This is a genomic window from Kitasatospora sp. NPDC058218, assembly GCF_042882445.1.
Classification (GTDB): Bacteria; Actinomycetota; Actinomycetes; order Streptomycetales; family Streptomycetaceae; genus Kitasatospora.
On record NZ_JBHVWC010000045.1, the window covers coordinates 27,782 to 47,632 of the forward strand.

17 protein-coding genes and 1 tRNA gene are annotated in these 19,851 nt (G+C 73.1%); 3 read left to right on the forward strand and 15 right to left on the reverse strand.

Annotation, left to right across the window (positions count from 1 at the left end; translation table 11 throughout):
- Positions 1 to 98 precede the first annotated feature (98 nt).
- Positions 99 to 680, reverse strand: a complete 582-nt coding sequence (locus ACFVYI_RS26695; protein WP_387889977.1) for an NADPH-dependent FMN reductase — start codon at positions 678 to 680, stop codon at positions 99 to 101.
- Between the two features lie 118 nt (positions 681 to 798).
- Here ACFVYI_RS26695 and ACFVYI_RS26700 point away from each other — a divergent pair, with 118 nt between their 5' ends.
- Complete coding sequence (locus ACFVYI_RS26700; protein WP_387889979.1) at positions 799 to 1,458, forward strand: TetR/AcrR family transcriptional regulator; 660 nt, start codon at positions 799 to 801, stop codon at positions 1,456 to 1,458.
- A 140-nt stretch (positions 1,459 to 1,598) separates the two neighbouring features.
- Here ACFVYI_RS26700 and galE read toward each other — a convergent pair whose 3' ends face one another.
- The 4 genes from galE to ACFVYI_RS26720 form a co-directional block, all read right to left on the reverse strand.
- Positions 1,599 to 2,561: a UDP-glucose 4-epimerase GalE gene (galE, locus tag ACFVYI_RS26705; protein WP_387889982.1), complete on the reverse strand. Its 963-nt coding sequence runs from the start codon at positions 2,559 to 2,561 to the stop codon at positions 1,599 to 1,601.
- Positions 2,562 to 2,703: 142 nt separating this feature from the next.
- Complete coding sequence (locus tag ACFVYI_RS26710) at positions 2,704 to 3,372, reverse strand: LuxR C-terminal-related transcriptional regulator (protein ID WP_387889985.1); 669 nt, start codon at positions 3,370 to 3,372, stop codon at positions 2,704 to 2,706.
- Positions 3,373 to 3,543: 171 nt separating this feature from the next.
- Positions 3,544 to 3,616, reverse strand: a tRNA-Thr gene (locus tag ACFVYI_RS26715).
- A 146-nt stretch (positions 3,617 to 3,762) separates the two neighbouring features.
- Positions 3,763 to 4,173 (reverse strand): winged helix-turn-helix transcriptional regulator, encoded by a 411-nt coding sequence (locus tag ACFVYI_RS26720; protein WP_387889987.1) that lies wholly within the window; start codon positions 4,171 to 4,173, stop codon positions 3,763 to 3,765.
- A gap of 169 nt (positions 4,174 to 4,342) precedes the next feature.
- On the opposite strand from ACFVYI_RS26720, the gene ACFVYI_RS26725 reads away from it, so the two are divergent.
- A complete protein-coding gene (locus ACFVYI_RS26725; RefSeq protein ID WP_387889990.1) occupies positions 4,343 to 4,948 on the forward strand; it encodes a flavodoxin family protein in 606 nt (201 codons plus the stop codon).
- A gap of 77 nt (positions 4,949 to 5,025) precedes the next feature.
- On the opposite strand, the gene ACFVYI_RS26730 is transcribed toward ACFVYI_RS26725, so the two are convergent.
- The 4 genes from ACFVYI_RS26730 to ACFVYI_RS26745 form a co-directional block, all read right to left on the reverse strand.
- Positions 5,026 to 6,366: an MFS transporter gene (locus ACFVYI_RS26730; protein WP_387889992.1), complete on the reverse strand. Its 1,341-nt coding sequence runs from the start codon at positions 6,364 to 6,366 to the stop codon at positions 5,026 to 5,028.
- Positions 6,367 to 6,527: 161 nt separating this feature from the next.
- A complete protein-coding gene (gene mycP, locus ACFVYI_RS26735; protein WP_387889993.1) occupies positions 6,528 to 7,883 on the reverse strand; it encodes a type VII secretion-associated serine protease mycosin in 1,356 nt (451 codons plus the stop codon).
- Between the two features lie 199 nt (positions 7,884 to 8,082).
- Complete coding sequence (locus ACFVYI_RS26740) at positions 8,083 to 9,726, reverse strand: WXG100 family type VII secretion target (protein WP_387889995.1); 1,644 nt, start codon at positions 9,724 to 9,726, stop codon at positions 8,083 to 8,085.
- Between the two features lie 43 nt (positions 9,727 to 9,769).
- Positions 9,770 to 10,363, reverse strand: coding sequence for a hypothetical protein (locus ACFVYI_RS26745; protein ID WP_387889997.1), 594 nt, complete (start codon positions 10,361 to 10,363; stop codon positions 9,770 to 9,772).
- A 362-nt stretch (positions 10,364 to 10,725) separates the two neighbouring features.
- Here ACFVYI_RS26745 and ACFVYI_RS26750 point away from each other — a divergent pair, with 362 nt between their 5' ends.
- Entirely contained in the window at positions 10,726 to 12,708 is a 1,983-nt protein-coding gene (locus ACFVYI_RS26750; protein ID WP_387890000.1) for an FUSC family protein, read from the forward strand.
- 38 nt (positions 12,709 to 12,746) lie between these two features.
- On the opposite strand, the gene ACFVYI_RS26755 is transcribed toward ACFVYI_RS26750, so the two are convergent.
- The 6 genes from ACFVYI_RS26755 to metG form a co-directional block, all read right to left on the reverse strand.
- The gene (locus tag ACFVYI_RS26755) at positions 12,747 to 14,552 is read right to left on the reverse strand and encodes an ABC-F family ATP-binding cassette domain-containing protein (RefSeq protein ID WP_387890003.1); all 1,806 of its coding nucleotides are present in this window, start codon (positions 14,550 to 14,552) and stop codon (positions 12,747 to 12,749) included.
- Between the two features lie 114 nt (positions 14,553 to 14,666).
- A complete protein-coding gene (locus ACFVYI_RS26760; RefSeq protein ID WP_387890005.1) occupies positions 14,667 to 15,593 on the reverse strand; it encodes a 4-(cytidine 5'-diphospho)-2-C-methyl-D-erythritol kinase in 927 nt (308 codons plus the stop codon).
- On the reverse strand, positions 15,590 to 16,474 hold the full coding sequence (gene rsmA / locus ACFVYI_RS26765) for a 16S rRNA (adenine(1518)-N(6)/adenine(1519)-N(6))-dimethyltransferase RsmA (RefSeq protein WP_387890007.1): 885 nt from the start codon (positions 16,472 to 16,474) through the stop codon (positions 15,590 to 15,592). The genes ACFVYI_RS26760 and rsmA overlap by 4 nt, the downstream gene beginning before the upstream one ends.
- 28 nt (positions 16,475 to 16,502) lie before the next feature.
- The gene (locus ACFVYI_RS26770; RefSeq protein WP_387890008.1) at positions 16,503 to 17,102 is read right to left on the reverse strand and encodes a Uma2 family endonuclease; all 600 of its coding nucleotides are present in this window, start codon (positions 17,100 to 17,102) and stop codon (positions 16,503 to 16,505) included.
- 86 nt (positions 17,103 to 17,188) lie between these two features.
- The gene (locus ACFVYI_RS26775) at positions 17,189 to 18,067 is read right to left on the reverse strand and encodes a TatD family hydrolase (RefSeq protein WP_387890010.1); all 879 of its coding nucleotides are present in this window, start codon (positions 18,065 to 18,067) and stop codon (positions 17,189 to 17,191) included.
- On the reverse strand, positions 18,067 to 19,689 hold the full coding sequence (metG, locus tag ACFVYI_RS26780) for a methionine--tRNA ligase (RefSeq protein ID WP_387890013.1): 1,623 nt from the start codon (positions 19,687 to 19,689) through the stop codon (positions 18,067 to 18,069). The genes ACFVYI_RS26775 and metG overlap by 1 nt, the downstream gene beginning before the upstream one ends.
- Between the last annotated feature and the right edge of the window lie 162 nt (positions 19,690 to 19,851).

Sequence of the window (19,851 nt, forward strand, 5' to 3'; positions counted from 1 at the left end):
GCTGTCGGTCCGGGACGCCGTCCGCCGGGGCCCGGTGCGCCGCGGACCGGACGGGTGCGGGCCCGGTGCGCGGCGGGCTCCGGCGGACGGGCGTCGGGTCAGGCGCCGTACGGGCGGGCGGCGCGGGCGTCCCGCAGCGCGTGGGCCCACCAGGTGAGCTGGTCGAGCATGCCCTTGGCGGCGCCGTTCGGGACGGTCGGGTCGACGGGCTCGCCGTCCTCCCCGAAGGCGGCCCAGACACCGTGGAAGCTGACGGAGTCCCGGACGGTGACGGTGTGCAGCTCGGCGAAGATCAGCCGGAGCTGCTCGACCGCGCGCAGCCCGCCGCCGAGGCCGCCGTAGGAGACGAAGCCGACCGGCTTGGCCTGCCACTCGGCGCGGTGCCAGTCGATGGCGTTCTTCAGCACGGCGGGGAAGCTGTGGTTGTACTCGGGCGTGATCACCACGAAGGCGTCCGCGGCGGCCAGCCGCGGCGAGAGCCCGGCGAGGCACTCGGCCTGCTCGGCGGTGGGCTCCTCGCCCAGGTGCGGCAGCGGGTGGTCGGCCAGGTCGATGACGTCGAGGTCCAGATCGGCCCGGTGCCCGGCGGTGCGCAGGAACCACTCGGCGACGGTGGGCGCGACACGGCCCTGGCGGCTGCTGCCGACGATGACGGCGACGCGGTACGGGGTCTCGGACATGACGGTCTCCGGGAGTTGTTCTGGACGGTCACCGCCCGATCGGACGGCACGTCAGGTAAAGTACAACGTGCATGGCAATGAGTACAACGCTTACTGCAAACTTCCTGGGAGGTCCTCGATGACCGGTGAGAACGAAGCGCCGCCCGCACCCCGCCGGGGGCTGGCCGAGAAGCGGCAGGCCATCACCCGGGCCGCCCGGACGGTCTTCGGCCGGGACGGCTACTCCCGCGCCAGCATCGACGCCATCGCAGCGGAGGCCGGGGTGTCCACCCGCACCATCTACAACCACTTCGCGGGCAAGGAACTGCTCTTCCGAACCGTCGTCCAGGAGAGCGCGGGGCAGGTCAGGGACGCCCAGCTGGACGTCATCGAACGCCATCTGGCCAAGGTCACCGACCTGGAGACGGACCTCGTCACACTGGGCCTGGCCTGGGTGGCGGCGCTCACCACCTTCGTCGACCACTTCGCCCTGGTCCGGCAGATCAACGCCGAGGCGGCGCACCTCCCGAAGGACCTGCTGGACGCCTGGCAGGCCACCGGACCGGGCCTGGTCATGGCCGAACTCAGTGCCCGATTCGACGGGTTGGACGACCAGGGCCTGCTGGACGCGCCCGATCCGGCGCGCGCCGCCCAGCACTTCGTCCTGCTCATCGGGAGCGAGATCACCCAGCGCTCCTACTGGGGCGCGCATCCGCTCGCCCCGTCGGAGACCGAGGAGATCGTCACCGCCGGCGTGCAGGCCTTCCTGCGCGCCTATGCCGCACGCCCAGCGCGGTAGCGCCCGGCGTGCGGCGCCCGGCGTGCGGCGTGCGGCGTGCGAGAACGCTGGGGCACCGGAAGGTCCGCGCGGCGTGCCGGAACGCCGAAGCGCCGCCCCCGGAGCGGGAGCGGCGCCTCGCCCACGGCGCGGGCCGCTGCCTACAGGCCGTTCTTCTCCAGGGTGAACTTCCAGGCGTCGGCGACGATGTCGTCCAGGTTCGGGCGGCTCGGGGTCCAGCCCAGCGCCTGGTGGGCGCGCTCGGCGGAGGCCACCAGCACGGCCGGGTCGCCGGCGCGGCGGCCCGAGGTCACCACCGGGATCTCCCGGCCGGTGACGCGCTTGACCGACTCGATCACCTCGCGCACCGAGAAGCCGCTGCCGTTGCCCAGGTTGCAGATCAGGTGCTCGCCCGGCTTGGCCGCGTCCAGCGCCAGCAGGTGCGCCTCGGCCAGGTCCGCGACGTGGATGTAGTCGCGGACGCAGGTGCCGTCCTCGGTCGGGTAGTCGTCGCCGTACACCGCGATGTGCTCGCGCTGCCCGAGCGCGGCCTGGAAGACCAGCGGGATCAGGTGCGACTCGGGGTCGTGCCGCTCGCCGTACGCACCGTACGCGCCGGCCACGTTGAAGTAGCGCAGCGAGACGGCGGCCAGGCCGTGGGCGACGGCCTCACTGGTGATCAGGTGGTCGACGGCCAGCTTGGTGGCGCCGTAGGTGTTGGTCGGCGCGGTGCGGGCGGTCTCGGCGATCGGCACCGACTCCGGCTCGCCGTAGGTGGCGGCGGTGGAGGAGAACACCAGCTTGCGCACGCCCGCCGCGCGCATCGCGCTGATCAGCTCCAGCGAGCCGGCCACGTTGTTGCGCCAGTACTTCTCCGGGTCCGCGACCGACTCGCCGACCTGCGAGGAGGCGGCGAAGTGCAGCACCCCGTCGAAGGAGGCGTCCAGTACGGTGCCGGCCTCCTGGATCCGGCCCTGCACGAACTCCGCACCGGCGGGCACACCCTCACGGAAGCCGGTGGAGAGGTCGTCCAGGACGGTCACCTGGTGTCCCGCCTCCAGCAGGTGGGCGGCGACCACGCTGCCGACATAGCCGGCGCCACCCGTGACCAGGTACTTACTCATGATGAGACCTCCAGCGGGCGATGGTCCGCCGGTGGGCGGCCATCGGTGACGTACATACGACTGGGGCCATTGTCCCTGGCTTCCGGAGTGCCCCGGACCGCGCACCCGACCGCCGCCCCGGGGCTCCGGCCGGGCCGCCCGCTCAGTCCCGCGCCATCCGCTCCAGCAGCCCCGTCCGGGCGGCCACCGCCGCCGCCTCCAGCCGGGTGCGCGCACCGAGCTTCATGAGCACCCGCTGGACATGCGTCCGGGCGGTACTGGCCGCGATCCGCATCCCGGCCGCGATCGCCGCGGTGTCCTCGCCGTCCGCGATCCGGGCCAGCACCTGGACCTCACGGCGGGTCAGCAGCCGCAGCAGCCGCAGCGCCTCGTCGTCCGGCTCCACCGCCGGCCGCAGCAACTGGTCGAAGGCGCCGCGGAGCACGTCCACCGCGACCGCCGCCTCCCCGGCCCGAGCCCGCCCGATGGCCCGCTCGACCACCTCGATCCGCTCGTCGCTGGGCACGTACCCCGCCGCGCCCGCGGCGAACGCAGCTGCCACACCCCGGAGTTCACCGACCGGTCCGAGCACGATGACGGCCACCTCGGGCCGCTCCCGGCGAATCCGGCGCAGCCCCTCGAAGGCACCGGGCTCGGCCGGACCGGCCACCCCGAGCAGGCACACCTCGGGTCGGCGCCCGGCGACCAGGTCGGCGGCGGACCCGGCCGGCGAGCCGACCGCGAGCACCCGGTGGCCACGCAACTGGAGCGCGGTGGCCAGCGCCTCGGCCAGCAACCGGTGGTCGTCGACCACCACGAGTCGAACGCCCATGACACCCTCCCGGTCGGGGTCCGGCTCCGCGCCCGCACCCGGTGGGGCGGGCGGCCGATGACGCACCATCACAGCGCATTCCGTGCCCGACCCGCTAGCCCGCCTCCGCGCCGGCACCACCGGGCGGAAACGAAAAGGACCCTCGCCGTTGGGCGAGGGTCCTTCACTTTGAGCCCCCATGCGGAATCGAACCGCAGACCTTCTCCTTACCATGGAGACGCTCTACCGACTGAGCTATAGGGGCGAACCGGTCGAACAAGGAAGACATTACACGGCCGACGGCCCGGAAGGGAAATCGGCTCCGATCATCCGACCGAGGGCGCCCGACCCCCTCACCGGAGGCATGGCGCGACACCGCCGGAGGGTGCGCCGCACCCGTCGCACGGCTGGTCAGGCCTCGGGGTGCGCCCGGTCGAACTCCTCGCGCGCGACCAGCATCTGCGCCGTCCGGTCCTGCGTCCAGCGACCGACCGGCGCCAGCAGCACGGCCAGCTCCCGGCCGAGCGGCAGCAGGTCGTAGACCACCCGCGGCGGCGTCTCGGGGTGGACGGTGCGCCGCACCAGACCGTTGCGCTCCAGGGTGCGCAGCGACTGGGTGAGCATCTTGCGACTGACCCCGTCCACCGCGCGCTGCAGCTCCGAGAACCGCTGCGGACCGAACTCGCCGAGGCTCATCAGGATCAGCATCGACCACTTGTCCGCCAGGTCCGCGAGCATCGCGCGACTCGGACAGAGCTGGGCGAAGACATCGAGCTCCTGGGCCTGCCCGGCCCCGGCCTGGGACTGCTCCTGCGTTGTCATGCCCTCCAGGGTAGCTCCGGGTCTCCGATCCACTCTTGGTAACCAATGGAGACTTGGTCTATATTGGAGACCGCTGGGGGCCGGACGCCGCCGTCCCCTCCCCCGCCCTTCCTGGCTTCCCGCCATGTCGCCGCCCCATGTCCCGAGCCCCGCCGAGGAGCACCCCGCCATGACCGCCATCCGCCCGACCGTCGCCATCGCCTACCACTCCGGCTACGGCCACACCGCCGTCATCGCCGAGGCCGTCGCCCGCGGCGCCGCCGCCACCGGCGCCGAGGTCGTCACCGTCGCGGTCGACACCATCACCGAGGAGCAGTGGGCCCGACTGGACGCCGCGGACGCGATCGTCTTCGGCTCGCCCACCTACATGGGCACCGCCTCCGGCGCCTTCCACACCTTCGCCGAGGCCAGCAGCAAGCGCTGGTTCGGCGACGCCTGGCTGGACAAGGTCGCCGCCGGGTTCACCAACTCCGCCTCCAAGAGCGGCGACAAGTCCGGCACCCTCGGCTTCTTCCAGACCCTCGCCGCCCAGCACGGCATGAACTGGGTCAACCTGGGCCTCAAGCCGGGCTGGAACTCCTCGACCGGCAGCGAGAACGACATCAACCGCCTCGGCTTCTTCGCCGGTGCCGCCGCCTCCACCCCGTCCGACGGCGGCGCCGACGCCGTGCACAAGGCCGACATCGCCACCGCCGAGCACCTCGGCGACCGGGTCGCCAAGCACACCGCGACCCTGCTGGCCGGCCGCGCCGCCCAGGCCGCCGCCGCCGTCTGACCCGACCGGACACCCGACCGGGCCTGCTCGCACCACCGACCCGAGCAGGCCCGGACCAGCATCGCACCCACCGCGCGCTACGCCGCCGGGTCCGCCCCCAGGACCGGCGCCCGGCGGCGTCCGCCGTCCGCCCCGGCCACCGCGAGGTCCGTACCGCTGGTCTCCGGCAACAGCCGCAGACAGAGCAGCGACACCAGCCCCAGCGCCGCCAGGTACCAGCCGGCCGGCTCCGCCGTCCCGTACGCGTCGGTCAGCCTGGTCGCGACCAGCGGCGTGGTCGCACCGCCCACCACTCCGCCCAGGTTGTACGTCAACGCGGCCCCCGTGTACCGCACCCGGGTCGGGAACAGCTCCGGCAGATACGCCGCCACCGGCCCGAGCAGACACCCCAGCACCACCATCGCCCCCGCCAGGGCCAGGAACATCAGCGGCCGGCGCACCGTCTCCAACAGCGGGAACAGCAGCAGCGACCAGAACACCGCGAGCCCCGTCGCCGCCTGCAGCGTCCGCCGACGCCCCCACCGGTCACTGCGCCGCGCACTCACCCAGACCGTCGCGGCCATGCCCACCGCGCCCGCCAGCAGCATCGACAGCACCACCGTGCTCGGCACCCCGAGCCCCGTCGTCGCGTACGCCAGCGCGTAGGTGGTGGTCAGGTAGAACAGCGCGTACCCCACGGTGATCACACCGCAGCCGATCAGCACCGTCCGCCAGTGCCCGCGCAGGACCTCCACCACCGGCGGCCGCCCCCGGGCCTCGCCGGCCCGGAACAACGGCGTCTCCTCGATCTGCAGCCGCACGAACAGCCCCACCGCCACCAGCGCCAGCGACGCCAGGAACGGCACCCGCCAACCCCAGCTGTGGAACGCCCGCTCGTCCAGCATCAGTTGGAGCACCAGGAAGACGCCGTTGGCGAGCGCGAACCCGATGGTCGGCCCCAGCTGCAGAAACGCGCCGTACCGCCCGCGCCGCCCGGCCGGCGCGTTCTCCGCGATCAGCAGCGCGGCCCCGCCCCACTCCCCACCGAGCCCCACCCCCTGACAGACCCGCAGCACCACCAGCGCGACCGGCGCCCACCACCCCCACGCCCCGTACCCCGGCAGCACCCCGACCAGCACCGTCGACAGGCCCATCAGCAGCAGCGACACCACCAGCGTCGCCCGACGCCCCAGCCGGTCCCCGAAGTGCCCGAACGCCACCGCCCCCAGCGGCCGGGCCAGGAACGCCACCGCGTACACCGAGAACGCCGCCAACAACGCGCCCACGGTGCTCAGTTCCGGAAAGAACACCCCACCGAAGACCAGCGCGGCCGCCGCCCCGTAGATGAAGAAGTCGTAGAACTCGATCGCCGTACCGATCAGCGCCGCCGCCGCGACCCGGCGCAACTGCGCCGCCCGGCGGGCTTCCTGCGTATCCATACCGCCACCCTGGCGACCCCCGCACCCCCCGCAACAGACCCACCCGGGTGACGGCAGCGCACGGCCGACGCCTCACGCCCGCCCCGCACCCCTGTCACCACCAAAGACGACTGCCCGGCCGCCGGGGCTCACCCCAGCGGCCGGGCAGTCGTTCCGACTCGCTACCGGGCGTACGGATTGTCGCTCGGCGGAGCCGGCGGCTCGTACGACGGCGGCGCCGACGGCGTCCCGGGTCCGGCCTGCTGCTGCGGCGGCTGCCCCGGAACGTGCGGGTACCCCACCGGAGCCGGCGGCGCAGCCACCGCCTGCGGAGCGGCGGCGGCCCGTCGACGCAGCACGAAGAACACGATGCCCGCCACGACCACCAGCCCGACGACCACCGCGACGACGATCGGCATCGCGCTGCCGGAGTCGGCCGCCTCGTCCGCCTGCGGCTGCGCGGCCGGCGGCTGCGCGGCCGGCGCCGCCACCGGTGTGCTGTCCTCGCTCTGTGTGGTGGGCGCAGCCGACGAGGGGCTCGCCGTGGTGGACGGGGCCGCCGACGACGGCGTGGCGGTCGGCGCGGTCCCGCCGACCGGCGCCTCGGGGATCGGGCTCACATCCGCCGGCCCCGGGTCCCCCGGGGTGGTGAGTGCGATCCGCGGCCGAACCGCCCCGTAGCCGATGCCGTCGTTGCGGTTGGAGCCGTCGGTGGGCTTGCCGGCGGTGTTGATGAGTACCCGGAGCACCTGATTCGCGCTCCAGTCCGGGTGGACGGACCAGACCAGCGCCGCCGAGGCGGAGACGATGGCGGTGGCGTCGGACGTCCCGTGCGTCTTGCAGTACCCCGAGGCACCGGTGCAGGCGTCGTACATGTCGATGCCGGGAGCGACCAGATCGACCTGCGGGCCCTGCTCCGACTCGGCCGTGGTCGTGACGTTCCGGTCGATCGCCCCCACTCCGACCACGTTGGGCAACGCGGCCGGGTACTCGACGGGGTTGCCCGCCTGCGCGGAGTTGCCCACGCCCGCCACGACCAGGGAGCCCTTGGCGGTCGCATGGGCGATCGCGGTGTTCACCGCGGCAACGGACTCGGAGGAGGCCCGAGTCGCAGGGCCGGCCTGGGAGATGTTGATGACCTTGGCCCCCTGGTCCGCCGCGTAGGTGATGGCCTGGCCGATCCGGTCGAGGAACTCTGAGGTGCTGACATCTCCTGCATTGCCGTCGTTCTTGATCTTCAAGGGAAGGATCTTGGTGCCTGGGGCCAGCCCGTAAGCGCCCTGACCGCCCAGGCCCTTGCCAGTTCCTGCGATCAGGCTGGCGATCCCCGTGCCGTGGCCGTCCTTGAAGTCCCCGGTCCCTCCCGGCAAGCCACTGAAGTCCTTCCCCGGCAGCAACTGCCCCACCAGGTCCGGGTGGTCCAGCTTGAACCCGCCGTCGATCACGGCAACCGTGACGCCCTCACCCTTGGTGGTCTTCCACATCTCCGGCGCCTTCATGGCGTCCAGATGCCACTGCTGCTCGCGAATCGAATCCACCGCGGCGGCAGGCACCGCTGCCGGCCCCGCGACAACGCCCGCAGCCAACAACACAGCGGCGAACCCGCGCCTGCGTCCCCGTACGTCCGTCCGCCGCATCACCACTCCTCGTCGATCTCCCCGTCGGCCGGAGCAGCGCCCCGGACAGGTCTGCCCGGCCACCGGGGTCAAGCCCAGTGGCCGGGCAGTCGTTGCCGTGCTACTCAATCACGCCCGGATTGCTCTGCGGCGTACCGCTCGTCCAGGTCTCTTCGTCCTCGTGCAGGTAGTCGGCACGATTGCGGCGCTCGCGCTCGCTCTTGCCCGCGCCACCCGCCATACCGGGACCGCCCGGCATGCCGTTCTGCCCCGAACGCGACCCGTTCTCCGCGCCTGCGCCCGCCGCTGCCGCCCGACTCCGCAGACCGGTGCCGCCGGGTGTGAAGGCGCCGCCCGCAGCCGGACCCTTGGAGCCGCCGACCGTGCCGCCGCCGGTCGAGGTCAGACCCCGCCCGCGTGCGCTGCCGCCGGAGGCTCCGCCGCCGTGACCGCCGCCCATGCCCGGGTGCATGCCGCCGCCCGAGCCGCCCATGCCGTTGCCGGCTCCGGAGCGGCCGCCGCCCTGGGCCTCACGGGCTCCGAAGGCCTGCCCGCTACCGGGCACCCCGGGTGTGGTGCTCTTCGGGGGAAGCGAGCCGCCGCCGAAGGTGCTCGTCCGGCCCGAGGCCGGACCAGGGCCCTTGGGCGGGAGCGAACCGCCGCCACCACCGGTGGGACCGAAGGGGTTGAACGGCAGGGGCCCACCGCCGGGCTGACCAGGGCCGACCGGCTGGGTGTGCGGGCCGCCCGGAATGTTCGGCGGCAGGCTGCCGCCACCGCCCGGCCCGACCGGGCCGGTCTGCCCGGGAACGGTCGGCAGGGTCGGCACACTGTCGATGCCGGTGCCCGGGCGGTCACCCGGGTACGTCGGCACCGGCGCCGGCCCCGGCGGGGCCGGGTCGTGCGGCAGCGGCGCCGGTCCGGTGTGCGGCGGGACGGGGTCGATGTGCCCCGGCCCACCCGGGCCCTGCGGGCCCGGCACGGACGGACGGGGAGCCACCGAGCCGCCTCCACCACCGCCACCACCGCCGGGCGGGCTGTAGCTCCCGCCTCCGCCGCCGACCCCGGCGTGGGGGCTGCGGGTGTAGCCGCCCGAGCCCGTGCCGCCACCGCCACCGCCGACCGGGACGTCCTCGCTTCCGTTCACGCCGCCGTCGCCCGGGACCCCGGGCAGACTCGGCATTTCGAGCGAGTTCAGCTTCGTGGTCGCCGCCTCGTAGGCCTGCGCCAGCTTCACCATCTGGTTGATGGCTTCCTGGTGCTCCTGGTCGACCTTCTTCTTCGCCGCCGCGGCCTCGGTCGCGGTCACCCAGCTGGAGTCGACCTTCTTCATGATCTGGTCGGCAGAGCTGCCCACACCGCCGTACTTGATCTCCAGTACGGGCGTGATGGTCGGGCACGGCTGCTTGTTGTGCTTGCTGACCGTCGCGACCTCGGTCTTCGGCACCTCGGGCACCGCGGTCTTCGCGGTGCTGAGTGCCTCACCCGCCTGGTGCATCGCGTCACCGGCGCCCACGGAGTACTCACCGAGCAGCGCCGCCGACTTGTGGAAGTTACCGGCCCAGGTCTTGAAGCTCTCGGCCGCCGGACCCTCCCACTGGATCTGGTCGACGTGGGCCTTGAGAGCCGCACTGAGGTCGCGCAGCACGCGGCCGGCCGCCTTGAGCTGGGTGCCCCGGCTCAGAACCTTCGCCGGATCGGTGCTGGCGACCATCGCCTTGAGTTCTTCGTGCTGCTTGCTCTCGAAGTCCGTTCCGCCTGCCATCACTCACTCCCCGTGTCACTCGAAGTCCCGCCCTGCACCACCGTCAGAGCCCCTGGCCGCTCGCCGGAGCCGGCCCGTTCGGCCCCGCCGCCGGACGCGGCACACCGGCGTTCTTGGCGATGTTCGTCTGGGTGGCCGTCGTGTGCTCCTCGTTGCCGGCGTAGTTGCCCGCCGTCTTCGCCACCGCCGTCTTCATCGCCTCGATCTGGGAGACGAAGTCCTTGTGCAGCTTGACCAGGGCGTCGTGCGTCTTCCCGTACGCGGCCGTCAGGTCGGTGGACTGCGTGAAGCCCTTGCCGAAGTTGTCCGCGTGCAGCCGCTGCTCCTGGAGGTTGTACGGCGCGGCCTCCGAGCCCTCCATCGCCTGGAGCAGTGCCTCGATCTTCTTCGCGAACGCGGTCAGCGTTTCCAGCTCGATCTTGACGTTCTGACTGCCGAAGGCGGACACCAGCGCCGAGGCGCTCACGTTCGTCTCGGCAACACGGACGACGGTGTCGACCACGCCGGCCACACCGGGAATGCCGAACATGCTGAAAATGCCGTTGTCATGACCGCCGAGCGAGAACGGCGTGTCGTCCGGAGTCGTCGTCGCTCCGTTCGTCGTCCCGGCTTCTCCGCCCACTGGTGCGTCAGCCACCGCAAATCCACCTCTCCCCCGCGTGCGGGGCGACCCTCGGGCCGCCGCACCGCAACACACCGTCAACTTCTCGGTCGTACAGTCGTACTCGACGCGCCGTCCCTCGTTCAGCACAGCGGTCGCCTCGACCATCGTAGCCACCCGCTCCGTCACGTCGGCAGGGCCCGTGTCACGACTGAGCGCGATCGGTACGAACTTGACACGTACAAGGCCCCCGTGGAGACCACCCGGACGGCCGCTAGACTGACCGGGTCCGGTTCGACCGGGTACGACCTCATCTGCCGCGCAATGTCGCACAGCAGCGACCCCCGCCCCCGCCCACCCGCGTGCGGGGCCGCCGGCAGCGGAATGGATGTGATCACGTGCCGTCCCGGTCGGCCGATCCCGTACGGCGGAGCACTCCCTGGTGGGCCCGGGCCGCCCGCCCGGCCCGGCCGCCGCTGCCGCTCGCGCTGATGGCGCGTGCGGCGGTCGGCATGGCGGTGCCGCTCGCGCTCGGGCAGCTCACCCACCGCCTGGACCTCGGCACCTTCGCCGGTCTCGGTGCGATGCACGCCACCATGAACGACCGCGTCGAGCCCACCCGGCTGCGGGCCCCGCGGATCGCCTCCGCCGTCCTCGCCTCCGCGCTCGGCATGCTGATCGGCTCCGCCCTGCAGGAGTTCCACCCCCAGGCGGTCCACTCGACCGCCCTCGTCATCGGCGCGGCGCTCACCGCCACGGCGTTCGTGTCCGGTGCGCTGAGCGCCACGGGGCCGCGCGGGTCGGCGGCCGGCATGCTGCTGCTGGTCTCCGCCGCACTGGGCAGCGGGATGCCGCTGGCCCGGCCGTGGTGGGCGGCGGCGCCGATGATGCTGGCCGGGGCCGCGTTCGTGGTCCTGCTCGGCCTGCCGCGCAGCGGCTACCGCCGTCCCCGCGCCGATCCGCGCAACCGCGCGCTGGCCGCCGCGTACGACGCGCTCGGCCGGACCCTGGCCGACCTCGGCACCCCGCAGGGCTCCATCTCCCGACAGGTCCTGACGGCCCGCCTGAACCAGCTCCAGGACCTCCTCCCACCACCTCGTCCCCGGACCCCCGAGTCCCCCCGCGCGGTCCGGCTCCGCCGGATGTACGAGGCGGCGCTGGCCGCCACCGAGGCGGCGACCGGGTTGCTCTGGGCCTGGCGGCCGGTGCCGCCGGAGGTCGCCGCCGTCCCCGGGCGGCTGGCCCGCGCCGTCGAGCGCGGCGGCGGGGAGGTGGCGGTGCCCGACTGGCAGCCCGACACGCCGTCCCGGCAGGCCCTGGACGTGGCCCTGCGCGCGGCCGCCGAGACCGTCGCCGGGCGCGCGGCGGTGCTGGGCACCGCGCCGCCCCCGCCGCCGGACCCGTGGCGGCTGCGCGTGCGGCTGCTCTCCCGGGGGTCGGTCCGGTACGGCCTGCGGGTGGCGCTCTGCATCGCGGTCGGCTCGGCCGCCACCGCCTCGCTCCCGCTCAGCAAGAGCTACTGGGTACCGATGACGATCGCCTTCGTGCTCAAGCCGGACCTCGGCTCGGTGTTCCTGCGCGCGGTCAGCCGTTCGATCGGCACGGTGCTGGGGGTGGCGGTGACGGCGGGGGTGCTCTCGCTCACCACCGACGCGTGGGCGCTGACCGCGATCGCCGCGTTCTGCGTGGCCCTGCTGCCGTATGCGACGGCGGCGCACTACGGTCTGAACACCGTCGTCATGACCCCGATGGCGCTGATCCTGCTCCAGCTCGGCGGGCAGAGCGGCGCGGCCGAGTTCTGGCCGCGGGTCCTGGACACCGTGCTCGCGAGTGCGATCGTGCTGCTCTTCGGTTATCTGCTCTGGCCGGAACGCCCGCGGCACCGGATCGAGCCGCGCCTGGTCGACGCGACCACCGCGCTCCGGGCCTACCTCGCCTCGGTCACCGGCGGAGGAACCCCCGACACCCCAGAGACACCAGGGATGCCAGGGACGCCATCAGCCCCCGTCGCCGAGGTCTGGCTCCGCCGCACCGCCTACCGCGCCCTCGCCGAAGCCCGCCAGGAGGTGCGGCAGGGCCTGGCAGAGCCGCCGCCCACCGGCCGGCTCGCCGAGCAGTGGCTGCCCGCGACCGCCGCGCTGGAGCGCCTCAGCGGCGCGGTGGCGGCGTACGCGGCGCAGATCCGGTACGGCGGCCGGGTCCCCGACCCGGGCGAGGTGACCCGGGTGCGGCGGGCCCTGGACGAGCTCACCGCGGCCGCCCGCGAGCACCGGCCGCCGACCGGGTCGGCGGCCCGCCCGACCCGGCCGCACGACCCGGCGCGCAGTGCGCTGGGCCGTGCGGCGGACGAACTCGAAACGCTCCTCGGCGACCGGGGCTGACCCACGGCCGCCGGCCGGGCCGTGGCCCCGAGCGGCCGTCAGACCTGCTCGGCCAGCTCCATCCAGCTCATCTCCAGCTCCTCCTTCTCCTCCCGGACGCCGCGCAGCTGCGTGTCCAGCTCCGCGACCTTGGAGAAGTCGGCGGCGTGCTCGGCCAGTTGGGCGTGCAGCTTGGACTCCTTCTGGTCCAGCTTGGCGATCTGCCGCTCCAGCTTCTGCATCTCCTTCTTCGCCGCCCGCGCGTCCCCCGCGGACAGGCCGGCCCCCGGCGCCTCCACGGCGGTGGCGGCGGCCGGCACGGCGACGGCCGCCATCCGGGCGCGGCGCTCCAGGTACTCGTCGACGCCGTTCGGCAGCATCCGCAGCTTCTTGTCGCCGAGCATCGCGTGCACGACGTCCGTGGTGCGCTCGATGAAGAAGCGGTCGTGGCTGATCACGACCATGGAGCCGGGCCAGCCGTCGAGCAGGTCCTCCAGCTGGTTGAGCGTCTCGATGTCGAGGTCGTTGGTGGGCTCGTCCAGGAACAGCACGTTGGGCTCGTCCATCAGCAGCCGGAGCAGCTGCAGCCGGCGCCGCTCGCCGCCGGAGAGGTCGCCGACCGGCGTCCACTGCTTGTCCTTGCCGAAGCCGAACTGCTCGCAGAGCTGCCCGGCGCTCATCTCCCGGCCCTTGCCGAGGTCCACCCGGGAGCGCACCTGCTCGACCGCCTGCAGCACCCGGGTCTCCGGCTCCAGCTCGGCGACCTCCTGCGAGAGGTACGCCAGCCGGACCGTCTTGCCGACCTTGATCACGCCGGAGGCGGGCTGCACGTCGCCCTCCGAGGCGTACGCGTCGCGCATCGCCCGGAGCAGCGAGGTCTTGCCGGCGCCGTTGACGCCCAGCAGGCCGATCCGGTCGCCGGGGCCGAGCTGCCAGGTCAGGTTCTCCAGCAGCAGCTTCGGACCGGCCGTGACGGTCACGCCCTCCAGCTCGAACACCGTCCGGCCGAGCCGCGCGTTGGCGAACTTCATCAGCTCGCTCTTGTCCCGCGGGTCCGGCACGTCGGCGATCAGGGCGTTGGCGGCCTCGATCCGGTAGCGCGGCTTCGAGGTCCGGGCGGGGGCGCCGCGGCGCAGCCAGGCCAGCTCCTTGCGGGCGAGGTTCTGGCGCTTCTGCTCCTCGGTGGCCTCGATCCGGGTGCGCTCGGCGCGGGCGAAGACGTAGTCGGAGTAGCCGCCCTCGTACTCGTGCACCGCGCCGTGCTGGACGTCCCACATCCGGGTGCAGACCTGGTCCAGGAACCAGCGGTCGTGGGTCACGCAGACGAGCGCGGAGCGGCGGTTCTGCAGGTGCTTGGCGAGCCAGGAGATGCCCTCGACGTCGAGGTGGTTGGTGGGCTCGTCCAGGACGATCAGGTCCGGCGAGCCGAGCAGCAGCTTGGCCAGGGCGATCCGGCGGCGCTCGCCACCGGAGAGCGGGCCGATCACGGTGTCCAGGCCGTCGGCGAAGCCGGGCAGGTCGAGGCCGCCGAAGAGGCCCTCGATGATGTCGCGGATGCGGGCGTCGCCGAGCCACTCGTGGTCGGCCCGGCCGGCGATCACCTCGTGCCGGATGGTGGCCTTCGGGTCGAGCGAGTCGTGCTGGGTGAGGACGGCCATCTCCACCCCGCCGGCGTGGGTGATGCGCCCGCCGTCCGGCTCCTCCAGCTTGGCGAGCATCCGGATCAGGGTGGTCTTGCCATCACCGTTGCGTCCGACGACGCCGATCCGGTCCCCCTCACTGACGCCGAGGCTGACCCCGTCCAGAAGGGCCCGGGTGCCGTAGACCTTCGTGACGGACTCGATGGTGGCGAGGTTGACGGCCACGTGTGCTGCGCTCCAGGGTTCGGCGGTCTCGGGGCCGCCCCGATCTCCCGGTGCGCGCCCCACTCGGGGACGCCCCGATCTCCCCAGCCTAATGGGGAAGCCCGAGGAGCCTTGCTACGGCAGTACGGTCGCCCCCGGTACCGGGCCGTGGGTGGCGTGCGCGGTGCGGCAGGTGCCGGACGCGCGCAGGGCCTCGGCGACGGCGGCCGCCGCCTCGGCGTCCTTGGCGAGGAAGGCACAGGTCGGGCCGGAGCCGGAGACGAGGGCGCCGAGGGCGCCGGCCTCGGTACCGGCCCGCAGGGTCGCGGCGAGCGACGGGCGCAGCGAGAGGGCGGCCGACTGCAGGTCGTTGGCGAGCGCGCCGGCCAGGGCGACGGCGTCGCCGTCGGCGAGGGCGGCGAGCAGCGCGGGGTCGGCGTCGGGGGTGGGCACGTCGGTGTCGCCGGAGCCGGTGCCGGCCTCCTCGCGGAGGCGGTCGCACTCGCGGAAGACGGCGGGGGTGGAGAGCCCGCCGTCGGCGACGGCGAAGACCCAGTGGAAGGTCCCTGTGACGGGCAGCGGGTCCAGGATCTCGCCGCGGCCCCGGCCGAGGGCGACGCCGCCGAGCAGGGCGAACGGCACGTCGGAGCCGAGTTCGGCGGCCAGTTCCAGCAGCGTCGCGACGGGGGTGTCGAGCTGCCACAGCGCGTCGCAGGCCACCAGGGCCGCGGCGCCGTCGGCGCTGCCGCCGGCCATCCCGCCGGCCACCGGGATGGCCTTGTCGATGTGCAGCCGCACGTCCGGCTCGGCGAGGCCGTGCCGGGCGGCGAGCAGCCGGGCCGCGCGGGCGGCGAGGTTGCTGTCGTCGAGCGGGACGACGGCCGCGTCGGGGCCGGAGCAGGTGAGGGTGACGCCCTCGCCGGGCCCGGTGGCGCTCGCCGTCACCTCGTCGCCGAGGGCGACGGCGAAGAAGACGTTGGCCAGGTCGTGGAAGCCGTCGGTGCGCAGCCCGCCGACCCCCAGCTGGACGTTGACCTTGGCGGGGACGCGTACCGTGATCACTCGGACTCCGACTTCACGGGCTTGTGCTCGGCGATCGCGGCGAACTGCTCCACCGTCAGCATCTCGCCGCGCAGCTTGTGGTCGATGCCGGCGGCGGCGAGCGCCTGCTCGGCCCCGGCCGGGGAGCCGGCCCAGCCGGCGAGGGCGGCGCGCAGGGTCTTGCGGCGCTGGGCGAACGCGGCGTCGACGACCGCGAACACCTCGGTGCGGCTCGCGGTGGTCTGCGGCGGGTCGCGACGGATCAGCGAGACCAGTCCGGAGTCGACGTTCGGCGCGGGCCAGAAGACGTTGCGCCCGATGGCGCCGGCCCGCTTCACGTCGGCGTACCAGTTGGCCTTGACCGACGGGACGCCGTACACCTTGTTGCCGGGCTTGGCCGCGAGCCGGTCGGCGACCTCGCTCTGGACCATCACCAGGGTGCGCTCGATGCTGGGGAAAGTGGCCAGCATGTGCAGCAGGACGGGGACGGCCACGTTGTACGGCAGGTTGGCGACCAGCGCGGTGGGCGGCGGGCCGGGGAGTTCGGTGACCTCCATGGCGTCGCTGAGCACCAGGTCGAAGGCCTCGGCGCGGGCGGGCAGCCGGGCGGCGACGGTGGTGGGCAGGTGCCGGGCGAGCAGTGGGTCGATCTCGACGGCGGTGACGTGCGCGGCGACGTCGAGCAGCGCCAGGGTGAGCGAGCCGAGCCCGGGGCCGACCTCGACCACCGCGTCCTCGCTCGTCACCTCGGCGGCCCGGACGATGCGGCGGACGGTGTTGCCGTCGATGACGAAGTTCTGCCCGCGCTGCTTGGTCGGCTTCACCCCGAGGGTGGCCGCCAGCTCCCTGATGTCGGAGGCGCCGAGCAGGTGGGTGTCGGAGGTGGGGTCGGTGGTGCTCACCCCGCAAGGATACGGGCGGGGCGGGTGCTCACAGTTCGACGACCGCCGCGAGGTCGATCTCCACGGGGTAGGGCACCGAGGTCCTCAGCACTCCTTCGTGCTGGGCGACGGGCAGGTAGACGCCCTTCTCCTCGTCCCGGTGGAACTCGTGGACGATCGGGAGGTTGTCGATGCCGCGCTCGACGCGCCAGAAGTACGGGATGCCGGCCTCGGCGTACTGCCCGGGCTTGCGGAACCGGTCGGCGGCCCGGGAGCCGGGGGAGACGACCTCGACCGCCAACGCCACCGACTCGGGCGAGGTGCACTCCAGCTCGAAGAAGTCCAGACCGGTCTTGTCGATGACGACGACGTCGGGCTTCGTCACGTTGTGTTCGTCGAGCAGCACACAGCGCTCGACGTTGACCACGTAAGGCTGGATCCGCGCGCTCGCCAACGCGAGCAGCAGCTGATCCCGCACCTGATCGTGCCACCACTTGGCCATCCCTCGGACCACGACGGCTCCGTCCACCAGTTCCCAATCGAACGGCAGGTCCATGTCCTTGACCTGCTCGTACGTCCAGCCCTGGGACGGCGGAAGCTTCCAGTCGATCGGCTCGGCGGTCATCGCCACCTCCCTCACTGCACTCATGCTAGCCAGCATCGCGGTCCGACGAGAGTGCCGAATCGTTTCGGCGTGACCCGATATTTGTTCGACCGATATCCGTTCGACCCGACTCAGTACCCGAACGCCCGCGCCGTGTTCGCCGCGATGGCCGTCGCCAGCTCGTCCTCGTGCAGCCCCAGGGTCTGCGCCATCGAGCGGACGGTGACCGGGATCAGGTACGGCGCGTTGGGGCGGCCCCGGTAGGGGTGCGGGGTGAGGAAGGGCGCGTCGGTCTCGACCAGGACGCGGTCGAGCGGGGTGGCCGCGAGGGCGTCCCGCAGCGGCTGGTTGGCCTTGAAGGTGACCGGTCCGGCGAAGGAGAGGTACCAGCCGTGCTCGGCGCAGACCTTCGCCATCGCGGCGTCGCCGGAGTAGCAGTGGAAGACGGTCCGCTCGGGGGCGCCCTCCGCCAGCAGCACGGCGATGACGTCCTCGTGGGCGTCCCGGTCGTGGATGACCAGCGCCTTGCCGTGCCGCTTGGCCATCTCGATGTGGCGGCGGAACGACTCCTTCTGGATCTCCACCCCCTCGGGGCCGGTGCGGAAGTAGTCCAGGCCGGTCTCGCCGACGGCGCGGACCTGCGGCAGCGCGGCGAGCGCGTCGATCTCGGCGAGCGCCGCGTCCAGCGCCGCCTGCCCGCCGGCCGGACGCTCCTGCCCGGACCAGCCGTCCGGGTCACCGAGGTGGATCCGCGGCGCCTCGTTGGGGTGCAGGGCGACGGCCGCGTGCACCTGCTCGAACTCGGCCGCCAGGTCGGCGGCCCAGCGCGAGCCGGGCACGTCGCAGCCCACCTGGACGACGGTGGTCACGCCGACGGAGGCGGCGCGCGCCAGCCCCTCGGCGGGAGTGCCGGACTGCATGTCCAGGTGGGTGTGCGAGTCGGCGACCGCCACCGCCAGCGGGGCGGGCAGTGGCGGCGGCGTCGACCGGTCCTCGTCCTTCCTGGCCATCAGGCGGCGGGCTTCTCTTCGAGACGGGGGAACAGGATCTCGCCCTTGGTGACGGTGGCCCCGACGGGCAGCCGGCCCCAGTCCGCCGCGGTGGCGACGGTCTGCGCGGACAGCGCGCCGAGCCCGGCGGCCTCGGCGCCGAGCGAGACCCAGAGCTTCTCGGCGGTGGCCGGCATCACCGGGTTGAGCAGGACGGCGGTGGCCCGCAGCGCCTCGGCGGCGGTGTAGAGGATGGTCGCCAGGCGGGCCCGGCCCTCCTGCGAGTCGTCCTTGGCGACCTTCCAGGGCTCCTGCTCCGTGAGGTAGCCGTTGACCTGCTTGACGAACTCGAAGATCGCCGCGAGGCCGCCGGCGAAGTCCAGCTCCTCGCCGATCCTGCGGTCGGCGGTCGCGACCGCCGCCGTCAGCCCGTCCGCGACGGCCTGCTCGGCCGCGCCGTGGGCCACCGAGGCCGGCAGCACCCCGTCGAAGTACTTGCCGACCATGGCCGCCACCCGGGAGGCCAGGTTGCCGAAGTCGTTGGCCAGCTCGGAGGTGTACCGGGCGGTGAAGTCCTCCCAGGAGAACGAACCGTCGGTGCCGAACGGGATGGCCCGCAGGAAGTAGTAGCGGTAGGCGTCCACGCCGAAGTGCGAGGTGAGGTCCTGCGGGGCGATGCCGGTCAGGTTGGACTTGGACATCTTCTCGCCGCCGACCATCAGCCAGCCGTTGGCGACGACCCGCTTGGGCAGCGGCAGTCCGGCGGCCATCAGCATGGCCGGCCAGATCACCGCGTGGAACCGCAGGATGTCCTTGCCGACGAGGTGCACGGAGGCCGGCCACAGCTCGGCGAACCGTTCCGGGTCGGCGCCGTAGCCGGCCGCGGTGATGTAGTTCTGCAGCGCGTCGACCCACACGTACAGGACGTGCTTCTCGTCCCAGGGCAGCGGCACGCCCCAGTTGAAGGTGGAGCGGGAGATCGAGAGGTCCTGCAGACCCTGCTCGACGAAGCGCAGCACCTCGTTGCGGGCCGTCTCGGGGGCGATGAAGCCGGGGTTCTCGGCGTAGAACTCCAGCAGCTTCGGGCCGTACGCGGAGAGGCGGAAGAAGTAGTTCTCCTCCTCCAGCCACTCGACCGGCTTCTTGTGGATCGGGCAGAGCTTCTCGCCCTCGGTGGCGCCGTCCAGCAGCTCGGCCGGGAGCTTGTACTCCTCGCAGCCGACGCAGTACGGGCCGGAGTAGCCGCCCTTGTAGATCTCGCCCTTGTCGTAGAGGTCCTGGACGAACTCCTGCACCCGGGCGGTGTGCCGCTCCTGAGTGGTGCGGATGAAGTCGTCGTTGGCGATCTCCAGGTGCTGCCAGAGCGGCTTCCACGCCTCCTCGACCAGCTTGTCGCACCACTCCTGCGGACTGACGCCGTTGGCCTCGGCCGTCCGCAGGATCTTCTGACCGTGCTCGTCGGTGCCGGTCAGGTACCAGACCTTCTCGCCGCGCTGGCGGTGCCAGCGGGTCAGCACGTCGCCCGCCACGGTGGTGTAGGCGTGGCCCAGGTGCGGGCGATCGTTGACGTAGTAGATCGGGGTGGTGACGTAGTACGCCGGGGTCGCGTCCCCGGTGGTGCTGTGTTCTGCAGTGGCCGCCATGGTCGGCAAGCTTAATCGGGTGCGGGGGCGGCCCTCGACCGGTGACCCCGGCACCGCCGGCCGACGCCCCGGCGCCGGTCGGCCATCGGTCCGCCGGAGCCCCGGGCCCTCGAAGCGCCCGGCCCCCGCCCGAACCCCGCCCGGCCGCTCAGGCCCGTCAGG

Excerpts from the sequence above, each read along its gene's own strand:
- ACFVYI_RS26695 (WP_387889977.1), bottom strand. The coding sequence starts at position 680 with ATGTCCGAGACCCCGTACCGCGTCGCCGTCATCGTCGGCAGCAGCCGC.
- ACFVYI_RS26700 (WP_387889979.1), top strand. The coding sequence starts at position 799 with ATGACCGGTGAGAACGAAGCGCCGCCCGCACCCCGCCGGGGGCTGGCC.
- galE (WP_387889982.1), bottom strand. The coding sequence starts at position 2,561 with ATGAGTAAGTACCTGGTCACGGGTGGCGCCGGCTATGTCGGCAGCGTG.
- ACFVYI_RS26710 (WP_387889985.1), bottom strand. The coding sequence starts at position 3,372 with ATGGGCGTTCGACTCGTGGTGGTCGACGACCACCGGTTGCTGGCCGAG.
- ACFVYI_RS26720 (WP_387889987.1), bottom strand. The coding sequence starts at position 4,173 with ATGACAACGCAGGAGCAGTCCCAGGCCGGGGCCGGGCAGGCCCAGGAG.
- ACFVYI_RS26725 (WP_387889990.1), top strand. The coding sequence starts at position 4,343 with ATGACCGCCATCCGCCCGACCGTCGCCATCGCCTACCACTCCGGCTAC.
- ACFVYI_RS26730 (WP_387889992.1), bottom strand. The coding sequence starts at position 6,366 with ATGGATACGCAGGAAGCCCGCCGGGCGGCGCAGTTGCGCCGGGTCGCG.
- ACFVYI_RS26740 (WP_387889995.1), bottom strand. The coding sequence starts at position 9,726 with ATGGCAGGCGGAACGGACTTCGAGAGCAAGCAGCACGAAGAACTCAAG.
- ACFVYI_RS26770 (WP_387890008.1), bottom strand. The coding sequence starts at position 17,102 with ATGAGTGCAGTGAGGGAGGTGGCGATGACCGCCGAGCCGATCGACTGG.
- ACFVYI_RS26775 (WP_387890010.1), bottom strand. The coding sequence starts at position 18,067 with ATGGCCAGGAAGGACGAGGACCGGTCGACGCCGCCGCCACTGCCCGCC.
- metG (WP_387890013.1), bottom strand. The coding sequence starts at position 19,689 with ATGGCGGCCACTGCAGAACACAGCACCACCGGGGACGCGACCCCGGCG.